The organism is Paenibacillus sp. P46E (assembly GCF_001909095.1).
Lineage (GTDB): Bacteria > Bacillota > Bacilli > Paenibacillales > Paenibacillaceae > Paenibacillus_AQ > Paenibacillus_AQ helianthi.
Map to the genome: position 1 here is coordinate 247729 of NZ_LVYZ01000002.1, position 14766 is coordinate 262494.

The following is a 14766-nucleotide window of genomic DNA, read 5'->3' on the forward strand; positions in this document are numbered from 1 at the left end:
TAGTTGAAAAAAAGAATAGGTGGATTATATTTACTATATGGCAATTTCGAATATAGGAGGAGCTTAAGCTATGTACTTCGTTGATAAGGATTATTCAGGTCAAGCAGCCCTCATCTCTGCCGGAACTTTTATTTCAGATCGGCCCTGGATTCATAAAGAAAGGATCATCGACAGCTATGAAATCATCAGTCCCATAGATTCCACCCTGCACATTGACTGCAACAATACCCCCTACGCTATTGAATCCGGTGAGATTCTTGTGATTCCTCCGCACACGCCCCACCGGGGACTCAAATATTGTGAAGGCCGGATCAAATTTCACTGGCTGCACTTCGCAGCAAGCAATCTGCAGCTCAGGACTGAAGCGGAGGTCATCCAGGAAATTAACGACAACAATCTGGATGAGATGATTATTCTGCCCGTTTACACCAACAAAATCGACTCCAAACGCTTCCACATCATGTTCAATCAGCTGCTCGACTTGTATCAAAAAAATAAAAGACAAACCTACTTGAATGCTTATCTGACCTGTCTATTACACGAATTGACCTCGGAAATCATGGATTATCTTATCCAGAAGGAATTTAACGGCAACCGGCTGCAGCCCATCCAGGACTGGATCAGAATCCATGCCTTTGAGGATATTACGCTTGAACATATTGCCGATCATTTCAAATACAACAAAAATTATTTGTCCAGAATTTATAAGAAAAATACGGGAATCGGCATTTCGGAGCAGATTATCAAATTCAGGCTGAAGCACGCGAAAGAACTGTTGACTGAGACCGATCTAAGCATTAACGAAATCGCCTCGGAGGCTGGATATGAGGATTCGAAATATTTCATGCGCTTGTTCAAAAAATATGAGAGCGTCACACCCACCGAGTATCGAAAAACCTTTTTTTACAAGCACTTTAATAAAAAATGATTAAATGCCGCATAGTCCACTTTAAGTTAGGTTTGCGCTACCGTTTTCCAGCGAGATTGATGCTATCCTAAAAGTAAGCGGTTTCCGCAATACAACCTTACAGGGGGATTCTATGATAGAGCATGCTGAGTTGAACATTTCTGCTGTCCAGTTTATTGATCTTCAAAGAATCGAAATCTATTGGAATGACGATGCAGAAGGGGCCAATGATCCGCAGTCCTTTTCAGTGGAGCTTAATGGAGTGAAACTGCCGCTATGCTATAACGATGATCCGGAAGCCTGGGATACCCGATGTGTGTACGAGAAGTCTAAACGGAGAACCACCCTAAGTCTGCAGAACCCCATACAGTTTAGCGATTTGGGTAAAGTTACGCTATCGGTCATTGGGCCAACAAGACATCACTCCTATCCTATTAAGAATCTGGAACACTTTTATACCCGGTTTACCCGCACTACATCAGGAATTCTGATTAAATCCTCGGCCCGGGTTGACTATGCTGTACATGAGAAGGCGTGTGAGATGATTGAAATCATGTTATGCAAAAGACCTGAGGTCGCGGAGAAAATGGTGGAGCACCATGCTGCTCTGGCTATTTATGGCCTGCAGGAGGATGCCTACGACATACCGGAGCATCGCGGCGGCACGGATTTCCTGCAATATCCCGTAGAGGGCTTCGGCGGAACTCCAACCATCCCCGTGACTTCGGTATCGGAAAAGAATGTTATGCGTTATGTAGAAGGTCCCGCTCAGACCAAATATAAAAACGAATCCATTGTGGCCCATGAATTCGGGCATGCCGTCCATTTAATCGGGATTAATAATCTGGAAGACCAGACATTAGCCAAGCAGCTTGTTGATGCCTATGAGAATGCTGCCTCGAATAACCTTTGGCCTGGAACGTATGCCATCTCGAATTACGAAGAATACTTCGCGACTCTAACGGCCATCTGGTTTAACGTTATGGCCGAGAGCAGCGATGGTACGTGGGATGGCGTCCGTGGCCCAGTCAATACCCGTGAGGAATTGAAAGCGTATGATCCTGTGGGCTATGCCTTTTTTGAGTCGATTTATCCTGACCGCTCCTTCCCTGAGCCCTGGAGCAGCACACCGAATAATTTCCCCGTTCCATTGGCCTGAGCGGTCTACACCAAGCAACCCCCGAACCTTCAGTTGATGAAGGCCCGGGGGGTGCTTGGTTGGCACTGCTGTTATTCGGCTTCCAGTATGAATAATCTGGACAGGAAATCTCCCTTCGGGACTTTGGAATGATAGTCGCCGGAGGTGCTGTCATTCAGCAGGATTCCAATTTCCATCCACTCATCGCCATAGCCGGAATGTTCGTAAGTATTATCGGATATACGATACTTTTTACCTTGATCCAGACCGGCAAGTCTCAACCGCGTATACCCGCCGTTTACTGCAGTAAGAGTCCGGTAATACCCCACAATTCCGCGATTTTTATCCTTGGACAGCACCATCCAAGCAGTTATATTCCCGTCAAAAGGACTAGCCAGCCGGTAGAATGTACCCTGATGAATAAGCTCGCGGTTCGCTTTCATAAATTGGACTTGCTCCCGGACCAGGGCCTCTTCAGCCGCAGGCAGCAGACTCAGGTCCAGCTCATAGCCAAAGGTGCCAAAATACGCTACATCCCCCCTTGTGGCAAGCGAGGTACTGCGGTTTGTTTGATGGTTAGGCACCGCTGACACATGGGAACCCATGCTGCCAAGCGGATATAACATAGAGGTCCCGTATTGGATTTTCAGCCGCTCGATAGCATCTGTATCATCTGAAATCCAGCCCTGCGGACAGTAATACAGCATGCCCGGATCAAACCTTCCCCCTCCGCTGGCGCAGGACTCAAACAGCACCTCCGGGAATTTCCCAGTCAGACGGCCGAACAGCTCGTACAAGCCCAGAATATATTGATGATACACTTTCCCTTGAACATCGCTGTCTCTCCCGGCAGAAAACACCTCTGACATGGAGCGGTTCATATCCCATTTTACGTAGGAAATGTCCGACTCAGACAGTATCTTGCTGATGGTCTCATCCAAATAATCAATAACTTCAGCTTTCGTCAAATCCAGCACGTATTGATTTCTGCCCGGGCTCATGGAACGATAAGGAACCGACATAATCCAGTCGCTATGCTTCTGGTACAGCTCGCTTTCTTTACTGATCATCTCCGGCTCGAACCAGAGGCCGAATTTCAGGCCCATATCCGTTATTTTGCGGGCCAGACCGGAAATTCCGTTCGGTAATTTATCCGTATTGGGATGCCAGTCCCCGAGCGAGGTCGTATCTGTATTGCGCTTGCCGAACCAGCCATCATCCAGAACAAATAATTCAATTCCCAGTTTGGCGGCTGAATGCGCAATTCCCACAATTTTCTCTTCATTAAAATTCATATAAGTGGCTTCCCAGTTATTAATCAGAATGGGACGGGGCCGATCCCTCCACAAACCCCGCACCAATCGGGTCCGGTAGAGCTCATGGAAGGTCTGGCTCATCTGGTTCATCCCTTTATCCGAATACACCATGACTACTTCAGGGGTCTGGAAATCCTCTCCCGGCAGCAAACTCCAATCGAAGCCATTCGGGTGAATCCCCATCATCACACGCGTGACACCATACGTATCCGCCTCCACTTGAGCGAGAAAATTGCCGCTGTAGACCAGACTGAGTCCTATAGCTTCTCCAAGAAACTCCGTCGTTTCCTTCCTCTTTAAGCCGATAAACGGATTATAATTATGACTGCTGTGTCCACGCAGGCTATAGATACTCTGGATGCCGCGATGCAGCGGATGGGTCTGAATATGCCGCTCCCTTCCCCATGCGCCGGTTAAATCGATCATTTCATAATCCTGATCCGGAAGATCCAGATTCAGGCTCATCGCTGATTCAAGCCGGATCGTCTGCTTGCCTAGGTTGCTTATCTTTATATTTCTGGTCAGGACAGGCAGGCTGCTGTAGAGGGTATACTGCAATTCCACTTGGCAATCCAGCCATTTATCCATTAAAAAAACACGGAGGGTCTGTGCTTCATCCTCATTCTCGACATAAGTCGCAGGCAGTCCTTCAAGCAAAGGCTTGCCGGAGACGATCTCATGACTTACGTACTCCAAACAGGTTGTATGGCTGCCATCCTCCTGAAGAATTTGCAGTCCGCAATTTCTCAGATCCCCGGCTCCGTATACAGAAATCTCTTGCTTGACCTGTTCAAGCGAAAATTTGACATTCCCCTCGAAAACACAGGGGGACATATCGCGGAAGCCCAGTTCCAGAAGATGCGAGAAGTCCTCCTGATCGCGGATTTTTTTGCCATAATATATATGTCCCGGCTGATTGTTGGGCATGATGGAAAAAATATAGCTGATCTCACCATTATACAAGTGGAATTGTCTCGTTGTTTCATGAAATATTATTGACATGGCCCTAAGCTCCTTTTAAGAAAGTGCCGGCAAATGGCTCTGAGCGTTTTTATTGTTATACCATATCCTTCTCGATATTTTTCGAAAACATAAAGATGAACACAGCCGTAATCAGCAGAAGTGCAGTCATGATAGGGAACAGGTTCACTTGCTCATCCGCCGTCTGATAGAAGTTGAACAGAATCAAGGCAATTCCGTTCCCGATCGTACCCGCTTGCCCCCAAGCTGTCTGCATCTGGGTATCATAAGCGTCCGGCGACAATTTGGCTACAAGCGATGAACCGATCGGCCAGACCAAATTATCCGAGAACGTAAGGAACAGGTAGTAGAATACCATCCAGAGCAAGCTATACGGCGCCGAGTCCTTGAACATAATAATCGGAATGGTCAGCAGGCCGTAGCCAAGGGCGGAGAAGAGGATACCCCAGCCGTACTTATAGGTTGTTCGGATATTCGTTGCACGGGTCTTGGTCCAGAGCCATACAAATACAGGCGCCAGCGCTAACCCTAAAACCGTATAGATGGTTCCCACCGATCCGGGAGCAACTTCAAATCCAAAAATATTGCGGTTAATTTTCTGATCTATAAAAATAGCCACCGTCGAGGTCAGCATGGTTCCGCACAGCGCCATCACGATTTGGGCCGAGAACAGCTTCAGGAAAGGCTTCATTCTTCTTTTGTCCGTTGCCGTCAAGTCCTTCTTGCTCATAAGGTTGGTCAAGAAAACAATCGGGATGATAAAGGTCGCTGATGTAATGATATTTAGTACTCCCTGGAAGGACATCACTTTATTCAGGACCAACACTACAATTGTGCCAATAAAAACAACCATAATGGATATAAACCGGATGAATAATTTAGCGAATTTCCCCTCTTCAAGCGGCTTGACCGGCTTCTCTCCCAGGGTGCCAAAAAACTTGTGCTGCGTAACAAAAATAACGGCACCATACAGAAAAGCAGCAATCGCAGCGATCAGGAAGCCGATATGGTAGTTTGTCATCCCTATTTGACCGACCAGCACCGGAGCAACCAGACCGGCGATATTATTGGCAATGCCATGAATGGTAAATGCGGCATCACGTCTGCCGTTATCGGATTTGCGGTACAATTGGCCCGTCAGAGAAGCATTACTCGCCCCCATAATTGGAAGCGCCATCAAAAATAAGGCGATGAGTGCAAAAATTCTTCCCTGGGTTAGCGAAAAGGCCGGAATGGCCAGAACCGCAAAAGCCGTCCCTTTTACCATGTTCCCTATAATCAAGGCTTTGCGCATCCCCAATACCCGGTCCGCCAGCCAGCTCCCCAAAATCCCGAAGATGGAATTGCATGCGGCCATCGCCGTTATCATGGATGCGGCCTGACCTTCTGTGAAGCCTAATCCTTTTGTATACGGAGTATAGAGATAAAAAATTAATATCGCATACAAAGCCCCCCAAGCAAAGGAGTTGAAAAAATTACCTGCTGCCAGTGCCCCTACCCCTCTTGGATGCCCCAAAAATTTCTTGTCGTCAAGCACTTCCTCTGGATTCATAGCGATTCCTTCTTTCGTCAGTATTTCTGTTCACGTTTTCCCTTTAAAATATATCAGATAACCTTTTCTAAAACGGTAGCGAAAAGTTGGGATAGGTGGACATTTGTTACCTAGTACAGTCAGCTTATAAATCCGCCGTTCAGGGCTTGAAGGCGTTCTCAATGAACAGAAAACAAAAAGCAGCGAGTCTAAGGTAAGACTCACTGCTTTTTGTTAGATGGTTGAAGGTTAATACCCAACCGTAAACCGGTTGCGGCTGAAATTCCCCTCTTCCAGTTCGTCAACAACAGCTACGGCAAAATCCTCCACGCTGATACTGCTGTCCCCGTTCTCATCCACTACCAGCCGGTCCAGGCCGATACGGAACTGTCCTGTGCGGCGGCCCGGGCGGATCGTGGCCGGCGGGCTGATGTACGTATAGTCGAGCGCAGAGCCGCTATAGATTTCATAGGCATGTCCATGAGCTTCCGCAAGCGGACGGAACTTCTCCGGGAATCCCGGCGAATCCATGAGCCATTCACCCGACTCCGTCTTCAGACTTCCTGCTCCGCCAACCACAAGCAGCCGCTGAAGACCGGCAGCCTGCAGACCCTCCAGCAGACTCTCAGCCGCACGCACCAGGTCATTCTCCCGCCCGGCAGCGGGGCCAAAGGCGCTGATCACCTCTTCATGTCCGCGCACTGCCTCTGCTACCGTCGCCGGGTCCAGAATATCGGCGGTGGCCACATGCAGACGCTCATGCTCCAGCTCTAAAGAGGCCGGATTCCGGACTACGGCGGTGACCTCATGTTTTCTTTTTAACGCTTCTTGCACAATAGCTCTGCCAATCGTTCCTGTTGCCCCAAAAACTACAACATCCATATCCTGAACGCCTCCCTTTCTCCTGCTGTATCTCCAAACGGTTACCCTATATTAGCGCCGCAGGATCATTCCCTGCGAATCAAGCATGATGAACAGTACCTGCAAATCCTGCCTGCTATTCTGTTACCAATATATATGACCTCACCACTGCCAAGCAAGAACGCCCATCCCATGCACAAGGAGTTGAAACATTATCCGTGATGCGACGTACAATGACTCAGAGAACCTGTTCTTATAAGATCATATTATGATGTGGAAAGGTTTGGTGAAGTAATTATGACTCCAATAGGAAAACTATTCAAATGGGGCACCTTTGCTTATGAGGCTTTTCTGGCACTGCCGTTCATCGGAGGCGCTTTTGTTGTCGCTAATGCCTGGGTGCCGCTGGGTGTTGCCTTTTTGCTGCATGCCGTAGCCGTAGTCCTGCTGTTGAAAGAACGTGGCCCTTTTATCGGGAACGTGATCGGGGTAATCACCTCGGTTGTCGGCTTAATTCCTTTTGTCGGATGGATTATGCACGTTATTACGGCAATCATTCTGCTTGTTGAGGGTATCTTCGCGCCACGGCGCACCCCGCGCTACTAATAAAAGGTCTATACGAGGCATATTGCAGTCCAGGTCACTTATGAGGATCTGGATTCTTTTGCCTGGCTTGAATGTATTCCTATTCCGGCGGTTCCTCTCAGGAGCAGAGGTTCAGTAGAAATGTTTCTCCTCCCCACCTTCAAGTGAGCTATAGGCTTTCCGCTTTTTATACGCAGCATCAAAAGACTGGACCAAAGTCGGGCGGATTTTCAGACTTGGGGTTAGTGCTCATACAAGAATATCCAGTTATACTGAAAAAAGATCGGTAAAGGGGAGAGAATAATACAATGAAAAAACAAAGCTTTATGAAATCCTGGAGTCTGCTTATGAAGTCTCTTCCAAAAGGAATCATAGCATTTGTAATTGCAGTTACGGGAATATGTGTAAGTTTGCCTCTGATCATATTATGGATTGGTTTACCCTTGCTGGCAGCAACACTTGCTGCGTGCCGCAGAATGATGGTACAAGAAGAACTAGTGGTGGATCACTGGATTCGCGGAGATCATCAACAGCCTGAACATACAGGCGATCCAGCACCTCTGCGCACGGATGGCCCAAGGTCGTTATTCACACTTCTTAGTCAAGGAACAACATACCGGGGACTTATCTACAGCGTAGCACAGCTTCCCATAGGGATTCTCGGTTTTACATTGGCTATCGTCCTGCCGGCTACAGCCTTTGGGATTTTACTGTCTCCATTAGCCTATCTGGTGAGTGACAGACTGTTCTCCTTTGATCTTTTCGCATCCGATACCACTCCGCTTCTCTTTCTGTACGACTTGTCATCGTTCGAGCGCTCCTTGATAGCCGCTGGCATTGGATTAGTGTTAACCTTATTACTGCCGTTGATCTTTCGGAAACTTGGGCAGTTATACGCCGCATGGGTGCACACGGTATCCAGCACATAATATGTCTTCCTTTTTCAGAAAGAGCAAAGAGGCGGACAGCAAGAAAAAACGAAGATCTATCTGAAAAAATCAGAATGGACCTTCGCTTTTTATTGATAGGTGCCTCTTGCGTTTACCATGATAAGCCTTGCTTCTATCCTCGTCCCGCAGAACGGGAATCGGTCCGCCGGCTTCCGGCCTCTCCACTATAACGTGCATTTGCAGTACTGTTCTCAAAACGCTTGCGTTCTGTCCGCTCCATCTGTACAATTTGTCCTTCGTGTACCACAATATGCAGGGACCCGAATTCCATATCATCCAAAAGCTCCGCAATCCGCGTGAGCCATACCTCATCCACTTTCAGCGGCTTAGCCATTATCCAGCCTCCCTTTCCCCGGACAGGGGATTCTCCACCAATCCCGTCATAACCAACCTGTATACTATGTTTTAACTTAGCATGGAAGCAAAAGGGCTGTCAATGTGCATTTTTGCGTGTAAGCCAGCTTTTTACGATCATCGTTACCAGAGCCAGCAACAGCAGCAGGGAGGCCACGGCGAAGGAAGCCGAAAACTGATACTCGTTATACAAAATTTCGACATGCAGCGGCAGCGTGTTCGTCTCCCCCCGAATGTGACCGGAGACAACGGATACCGCACCGAACTCCCCCATCGCCCGCGCGTTACAGAGAATAATCCCGTACAGCAGGCCCCATTTAATATTCGGCAAAGTCACCCGCCAGAAAATCTGCCAGCCATGCGCACCCAGTGTAATAGCCGCTTCTTCTTCCTGCGTGCCCTGGTCTTCCATTAGCGGAATCAGCTCGCGGGCCACAAATGGAAAGGTCACAAACAGTGTGGCCAGCACAATGCCGGGGAGGGCGAATACAATCTTAATGTCATGGGCGCTGAGCCAGGAACCGAACCAGCCGTTCGAGCCGAATACAAGTACAAAGATCAGCCCGCCAATGACCGGAGATACGGCAAAAGGCAGGTCAATCAGCGTAATCAGAAATCCTTTGCCGCGAAAACGGAACTTGGTCACCGCCCACGCCGCCATCACCCCGAACAGTGTATTCAGCGGTACAGTAATCACAGCAACCAGCAGCGTCAGCCGGAGGGCAGAAGCGGCATCAGGGTCAGTCAGCGCCGCCAGAAACACATCCCAGCCCCGCTTCAGCGCTTCAGTCAGCACCACAATCAGCGGCAGGGCAATCAGCCAGAACAGCACCAGTCCGGCCGCGGCGACCAGCACCCATTTCACGGCAGAGGACTCCGTCGTTGCGGGGGAGGCTGCACTCCGGTGCGCCCTGGGGGCAGCCATAGGGACAGTACCAGCCATGATTTCACCTCCTAAAAGTTTTGTGAGCATAAGCTTCTTAGGTTTACTTCGTACAAAACTGGCTTCGAAAGCATAGGCTTAATTTTTGTTAGGATCACTACCTGATTATGCTTCGTACAAAAATCGCTTCGAAAGCATACACTCAAGTTTTGTAAGCATACACTTCTTTGAATCAGCTTCGACAAAACTGCTTCGTAAGCCTCCTCACCGTGAAGTCTTGCGGGCCCAGCGCTGCAGAGTGTTGATCACGAGCAGCATCAGAAAAGAGATCAGCAGAAGCAGCAGCGCAACTGCGGTTGCCCCCGCATAATCGAATTGCTCCAGCTTGGACATGATGAGCAGGGGCGCAATCTCCGTGCGCATCGGCATGTTACCGGAGATGAACACCACGGAACCATATTCCCCGATCCCGCGGGCAAATGCCAGCGCAAAGCCAGTAAGCAGCGGCGGGAACAGTTCCGGGAGCACGATGCTGCGGAAGGTCCGCCAGCGTCCCGCTCCCAGTGTTGCCGAAGCTTCCTCCATATCCCGGTCGAGGTCCTCCAGCACCGGTTGAACGGTACGGACCACAAAGGGAATGCCGATGAACATCAGTGCGAGTGTGATCCCGAGTGGGGTAAATGCGATCCTTAGCCCCAGCGGTTCCAGTAGGGAGCCGATCCAGCCATTCTGTGAATACAGCGCCGTCAGGGAGACACCTGCTACAGCTGTCGGCAGTGCAAACGGCAGATCGATCAGGGCGTCAAAGATCCGTTTGCCCGGAAACTCATAGCGCACCAGTACCCATGCCAGCAGCAGCCCCAGAAAAGCATCGGCCAAGGCTGCCGCAGCCGCAGTGCTCAAGCTGACCCTGTACGAAGCCAGAACACGCGGGTCCGTAGCGATATCCCAGAACTTTGCCCAGCTGAGTCCTGTCGAATTGAACAGCAGTGCCGATAGCGGCAGCAGTACGACGAGACTCAGATAGAGTACGCTGTAGCCCATCGTTAGTCCGAAGCCCGGCAGCACCTTGCGCCGTACCGCAGCCGTAGTGGTGACATTCATGACCTATTCATCCCTTTCCGCCTTCGGCATGTAAGCCGATCAGCTTCCCTGCACAAGCCTGCTTGCCATGACTCTTACCATTTCTTCTGTATTTCAGCCATCTGGCTCTTATTTGGCTCCAGGAACATAGATTTTGTCAAAGATCCCGCCGTCATTGAAATGTTTTTCCTGGGTTTCTTTCCACGTTCCGAATTTATCCGCCAGCGTGAACAGCTTAATCTCAGGGAATTTATCCTTGTATTCCTCTTTTACACTTTCAAGGGTCGGACGGTAATAGTTCTCCGCAGCGATTTTTTGCCCCTCTTCGGTGTACAGATATTTCAGGTAGGCTTCTGCGACCTCACGGGTCCCTCTTTTATCTACAACCTTATCAACGACGGCAACCGGCGGTTCGGCCAGAATGCTCTCGGACGGGTTAACGATTTCGAATTTGTCCGGTCCCAGCTCTTTAATCGACAGGTAGGCTTCATTCTCCCAGGCAATCAGCACATCACCGATTCCACGTTCTACAAAGGTCGTTGTTGCCCCGCGAGCCCCGGTATCCAGCACGGGCACATGCTTGAACAGCTCCTGGACAAACTCCTGCGCCTTGGCTTCATCATTATTGTTGTGGTCAAGCGCATAACCCCAGGCGGCAAGATAGTTCCAGCGGGCGCCGCCGGATGTTTTCGGGTTCGGGGTAATGACCTCTACACCTTCTTTTAACAGATCCGGCCAGTCCTTAATGCCTTTGGGATTGCCTTTGCGTACAAGAAACACAATGGTCGAGGTGTATGGGGAGCTGTTATGTTCGAATTTACTCTCCCAGCCGTCATTGATCAGCCCTTTACTCTTCAATGCGTCAATGTCATAGCCCAGGGCCAGCGTAACAACATCCGCTTCCAGGCCCTCCTGGACCGCCCGGCTCTGTGCGCCGGAGCCGCCATGCGATTGTTTTACCGTAACCTTCTGGCCGGTTTCCTTCTCCCAATAGGCAGAGAATGCCTTGTTATAATTCTCGTACAATTCGCGTGTAGGGTCGTAAGATACGTTCAGCAGCTCCACCGGATCTTTTGCCGGTGCCTTGGTAGCTTCAGCCGCTGCTGCCGCATTGCTTGCTGCTGGCGCATCTGTCCGGGCGGCCGCCCCATTATTCGAATTATTGCTGCCGCAAGCGGCAAGACCTGCCGTCAATAGTAATGTGAAACCAGTGATAAGTCCCTTCTTGATCCCTTTCTTCATCACAGCATTCTTCATCACAAGCCACTCCCCTGTCCTTTTCTCTTGGCCGTTCTTTATTTGTGACACCCCATGAAGTTCCGGTAAGCCTGCTTGCCCCTTGCATTTCAGCAAAAATAGACGGAGGAAGGCCCACGTATGGCAGGTCAAACCGGTCCTGTGGACACGTGTCTGCGAGCTACTGGCGGGCGTTCCTCCGTCTGTACGGTAAGAACCTTATTTGATTATTCCTACCCATTTAGTAGGTTATGAAAACATAATACTGAAACCTCCCCAACCTGTCAAACCTTTTTTTCAAAATAGTTGAAAGTCGGTTTACGGCGGTTCTGATGGCAGCAAGCGGCGGCGGTTCCTGCAAGATCCACTTGTTATTGAAGCAGTAAAGTAATATTATTGCTACATCTTATAGGTCAAGGGAAAACGGCTTCGCCATCCTTTTAAGGGACAGAATCCGTTTCAGCGAGAAATAGAAAGATGATTCATAGTTTGATACAGATAAGTCCTTTTCTTTCAAAAAAAGCCGCAATTACCGCAATTACCGGGGGAGACAAACATGGGAATGAATCTGGAGTATGTACCCGTGCCCGTACCTGTACCCGCACCCTCGCCGCAACGGCCACGTCTGCACAGGCGGATTCTGGGAGGGATGGCAAGGCGCATCCTGGACACGTACCGTTATGACACACAGTTATGGAGGACGGCGCTGGCCGGTCCTTGGGTCATATCCTTTTTGATGTTTACAGCAGCTGTCCTGGGCATTCCTACCGGACTCGGAAGCGCTGCCGATATTATGCTTGCAACTACTGCCGCGACCCTCGTTCTAGGGTTTGCAGGAAATATTCTTGCCGTATTGCTGGCCCTGACAGGACTACGCATCCCGCGCCTCTACGCGGGCTCTTTATTGAGCACTTTGGGGATAGTCCTACTAATCTTCTACGATGCGGATTTGGAGCTTGAAGCTGCAGCTGCCGTAGCTATAGTCGCCACTGTTCTCGGAGGGCTGGGCGGCGTGGCTCTGGGACTCCTGCGCACCCGGCGGTTCACTATGGGGCTGGTGCTGGCTGCCCTCTTGCTGGCATCTCCGCTCGCCCTCCTGATTGGTGGCTCTGATGATGATGTGCCAGAGATGACTGCTGCTGCCGGAACCCCCGCGCCCATCCCTGCTGAAAATCCGGGAGAGCCGGGGAATTATACCTACCGCAGCTTCACCTACGCCAGCGGCCAGGATCTGCACCGTACCGAATATGGCGATGAAACGGAGCTTATATCGTCCAATGTGGATGCCTCTGCTTACATTAAAAGCTGGCCCAAGCTGCGCACCTTATTCTGGGGCTTCGACTACAGTGCGCTTCCTGTAAATGCCCGCGTCTGGATGCCGGATGGAGACGGACCCTATCCGCTTGTGCTCATGGTGCACGGCAATCACATGATGGAGGATTACTCAGAGGGAGGCTACGCCTACTTGGGCGAGCAGCTCGCCAGCCGCGGGTTCATCGCGGTTTCTCTGGATGAGAACTTTCTGAACTATTCCGCCTGGTCTGGCATTCCGGACAATGACTTCAAGGTGCGCACCTGGATGATTCTGAAACACCTGCAGCAGATTGGCGAGTTCACGGAGCAGTCCGGCAATCCTTTCTATCACAAAGTAGACTACACCCGGACCGCCCTGCTCGGACACAGCCGCGGCGGGCAAGCCGTCGCCATGGCCGCTGATGCCGGACGCTGGTTCAAGAACGACCCGGCTTATGCCGCCACCCGCCGGTTCCACATTGCATCTGTTATTGCGCTCGCGCCTACAGACAAGACGATTGATGATCAGCAGGCCCGTCTAGTGGATGTCAACTATTTGACCCTGCAAGGTGCACGCGACGGGGATGTACATGATTTCTACGGAGACCGGCAGTATATCCGCTCTTCCTTTACCGGGGCCGCCTCCTCGTTCAAAAGTTCACTGTATATCGCCGATGCTAATCACAGCCAGTTCAATACCAGCTGGGGATTGTATGACCAGTCGCTTCCGGCAGGACTGCTCCTGGACCGTACAGAGATTATGAATGGCGAGGCCCAGCGGCAGATTGCCAAGGTGTACGTTAGCGCCTTTCTGGAGACTACCCTATATGGAGAGGAAGTCTACCAGAACCTGTTCCGCGATTACCGCAGCGGATTGCAGTGGCTTCCGGATACTGCCTACTACAGCCGTTTCCAGAGCGGGGATTATATTCCCGTAGCCACTTTTGATGAAGACCGCAAAAAAGACACCGTCACCGGCGGAACCGCTGAAGCAGCGGGACTTATCTGGAACGAGGAGGTTGCCAAAGACCGGGAGTCTAACAGTAAAACCACCTATGGGCTTCTGCTGGAACATAAGGCAAAGGACAGCGCGGCGGCCTTTTACAGCATCAAGCTGAAGGACAGTGTGTCTGGCAGACTTGCCGAATCCGGAGCATTGGGGCTAACGTTCTCCATGGCTAACCGTAATGCCGATGTTGGAGATGCTGAGGATAGGCCGGAAATGGCGGTCTCCCCCCATGTGGAAGTCGGGCTGACGGACAGTAATGGTGTATCCGCCCGCCTTCCGGTGGATGAGTTCATGGACATTCTGCCTTTGCCCCGAACCCGGTTCACGATCCTGCCCTGGCTTGAAGAGCGGATGAGCGACGGCAAATATGGTGATCTCTCGGAAGCGGTGTTTCAGACCTACGAGCTGCCTTTTGCACGGTTTCTCGAAGAAGAGCCTGAGTTTGAACCGGATAAACTGAGCACAATCACCTTTTATCTGCAAAGGGCCGGCGACAGGATTATGCTGGATGATATCGGATTCTACGATAAAGGAAATGCAATGGAAGGATCCAAGCAAACTGCAATTATACAATAAGCAGAAATTCATCATACAATAAATAAATCATCCTGCTATATATAAAAGTGCCTCCTATCTGCC

Annotated in this window: 12 protein-coding genes; 5 read left to right on the forward strand and 7 right to left on the reverse strand. The window is 50.3% G+C overall.

Annotated features, from left to right (window positions below):
* Nucleotides 1–70 precede the first annotated feature (70 nt).
* Together A3849_RS02375 and A3849_RS02380 are read left to right on the forward strand one after the other, a co-directional pair.
* Entirely contained in the window at nt 71–928 is an 858-nt protein-coding gene (locus A3849_RS02375) for a helix-turn-helix domain-containing protein (RefSeq protein WP_074109996.1), read from the forward strand.
* 112 nt (nt 929–1040) lie between these two features.
* Nucleotides 1041–2066 (forward strand): hypothetical protein, encoded by a 1026-nt coding sequence (locus tag A3849_RS02380; RefSeq protein ID WP_074109997.1) that lies wholly within the window; start codon nt 1041–1043, stop codon nt 2064–2066.
* A gap of 71 nt (nt 2067–2137) precedes the next feature.
* On the opposite strand, the gene A3849_RS02385 is transcribed toward A3849_RS02380, so the two are convergent.
* From A3849_RS02385 to A3849_RS02395, 3 genes are all read right to left on the reverse strand, one after another.
* On the reverse strand, nt 2138–4363 hold the full coding sequence (locus tag A3849_RS02385) for an alpha-galactosidase (RefSeq protein ID WP_074109998.1): 2226 nt from the start codon (nt 4361–4363) through the stop codon (nt 2138–2140).
* A gap of 55 nt (nt 4364–4418) precedes the next feature.
* Nucleotides 4419–5894, reverse strand: coding sequence for a peptide MFS transporter (locus A3849_RS02390; RefSeq protein ID WP_074109999.1), 1476 nt, complete (start codon nt 5892–5894; stop codon nt 4419–4421).
* A 228-nt stretch (nt 5895–6122) separates the two neighbouring features.
* The gene (locus tag A3849_RS02395; RefSeq protein WP_074086694.1) at nt 6123–6755 is read right to left on the reverse strand and encodes an NAD(P)-dependent oxidoreductase; all 633 of its coding nucleotides are present in this window, start codon (nt 6753–6755) and stop codon (nt 6123–6125) included.
* Between the two features lie 276 nt (nt 6756–7031).
* Here A3849_RS02395 and A3849_RS02400 point away from each other — a divergent pair, with 276 nt between their 5' ends.
* On the forward strand, nt 7032–7340 hold the full coding sequence (locus A3849_RS02400) for a hypothetical protein (RefSeq protein WP_074110000.1): 309 nt from the start codon (nt 7032–7034) through the stop codon (nt 7338–7340).
* A 287-nt stretch (nt 7341–7627) separates the two neighbouring features.
* Nucleotides 7628–8248, forward strand: a complete 621-nt coding sequence (locus A3849_RS02405) for a sensor domain-containing protein (RefSeq protein WP_074110001.1) — start codon at nt 7628–7630, stop codon at nt 8246–8248.
* Nucleotides 8249–8381: 133 nt separating this feature from the next.
* Here A3849_RS02405 and A3849_RS02410 read toward each other — a convergent pair whose 3' ends face one another.
* The 4 genes from A3849_RS02410 to A3849_RS02425 form a co-directional block, all read right to left on the reverse strand.
* A complete protein-coding gene (locus A3849_RS02410; protein WP_074086690.1) occupies nt 8382–8603 on the reverse strand; it encodes a YezD family protein in 222 nt (73 codons plus the stop codon).
* A gap of 99 nt (nt 8604–8702) precedes the next feature.
* Nucleotides 8703–9566, reverse strand: a complete 864-nt coding sequence (gene cysW, locus A3849_RS02415) for a sulfate ABC transporter permease subunit CysW (RefSeq protein WP_074110002.1) — start codon at nt 9564–9566, stop codon at nt 8703–8705.
* 204 nt (nt 9567–9770) lie between these two features.
* The gene (gene cysT, locus A3849_RS02420) at nt 9771–10610 is read right to left on the reverse strand and encodes a sulfate ABC transporter permease subunit CysT (protein WP_074086689.1); all 840 of its coding nucleotides are present in this window, start codon (nt 10608–10610) and stop codon (nt 9771–9773) included.
* 108 nt (nt 10611–10718) lie between these two features.
* On the reverse strand, nt 10719–11831 hold the full coding sequence (locus tag A3849_RS02425) for a sulfate ABC transporter substrate-binding protein (protein WP_074110063.1): 1113 nt from the start codon (nt 11829–11831) through the stop codon (nt 10719–10721).
* Between the two features lie 550 nt (nt 11832–12381).
* On the opposite strand from A3849_RS02425, the gene A3849_RS02430 reads away from it, so the two are divergent.
* On the forward strand, nt 12382–14703 hold the full coding sequence (locus tag A3849_RS02430) for an alpha/beta hydrolase family protein (protein WP_083613335.1): 2322 nt from the start codon (nt 12382–12384) through the stop codon (nt 14701–14703).
* Nucleotides 14704–14766: the final 63 nt, after the last annotated feature.

Coding starts and splice junctions, on each gene's coding strand:
- A3849_RS02430 (WP_083613335.1), top strand. CDS start 12,382: ATGGGAATGAATCTGGAGTATGTACCCGTGCCCGTACCTGTACCCGCA.
- A3849_RS02375 (WP_074109996.1), top strand. CDS start 71: ATGTACTTCGTTGATAAGGATTATTCAGGTCAAGCAGCCCTCATCTCT.
- A3849_RS02390 (WP_074109999.1), bottom strand. CDS start 5,894: ATGAATCCAGAGGAAGTGCTTGACGACAAGAAATTTTTGGGGCATCCA.
- A3849_RS02425 (WP_074110063.1), bottom strand. CDS start 11,831: ATGAAGAAAGGGATCAAGAAGGGACTTATCACTGGTTTCACATTACTA.
- A3849_RS02380 (WP_074109997.1), top strand. CDS start 1,041: ATGATAGAGCATGCTGAGTTGAACATTTCTGCTGTCCAGTTTATTGAT.
- cysW (WP_074110002.1), bottom strand. CDS start 9,566: ATGGCTGGTACTGTCCCTATGGCTGCCCCCAGGGCGCACCGGAGTGCA.
- A3849_RS02395 (WP_074086694.1), bottom strand. CDS start 6,755: ATGGATGTTGTAGTTTTTGGGGCAACAGGAACGATTGGCAGAGCTATT.
- A3849_RS02385 (WP_074109998.1), bottom strand. CDS start 4,363: ATGTCAATAATATTTCATGAAACAACGAGACAATTCCACTTGTATAAT.
- A3849_RS02410 (WP_074086690.1), bottom strand. CDS start 8,603: ATGGCTAAGCCGCTGAAAGTGGATGAGGTATGGCTCACGCGGATTGCG.
- A3849_RS02400 (WP_074110000.1), top strand. CDS start 7,032: ATGACTCCAATAGGAAAACTATTCAAATGGGGCACCTTTGCTTATGAG.
- cysT (WP_074086689.1), bottom strand. CDS start 10,610: ATGAATGTCACCACTACGGCTGCGGTACGGCGCAAGGTGCTGCCGGGC.
- A3849_RS02405 (WP_074110001.1), top strand. CDS start 7,628: ATGAAAAAACAAAGCTTTATGAAATCCTGGAGTCTGCTTATGAAGTCT.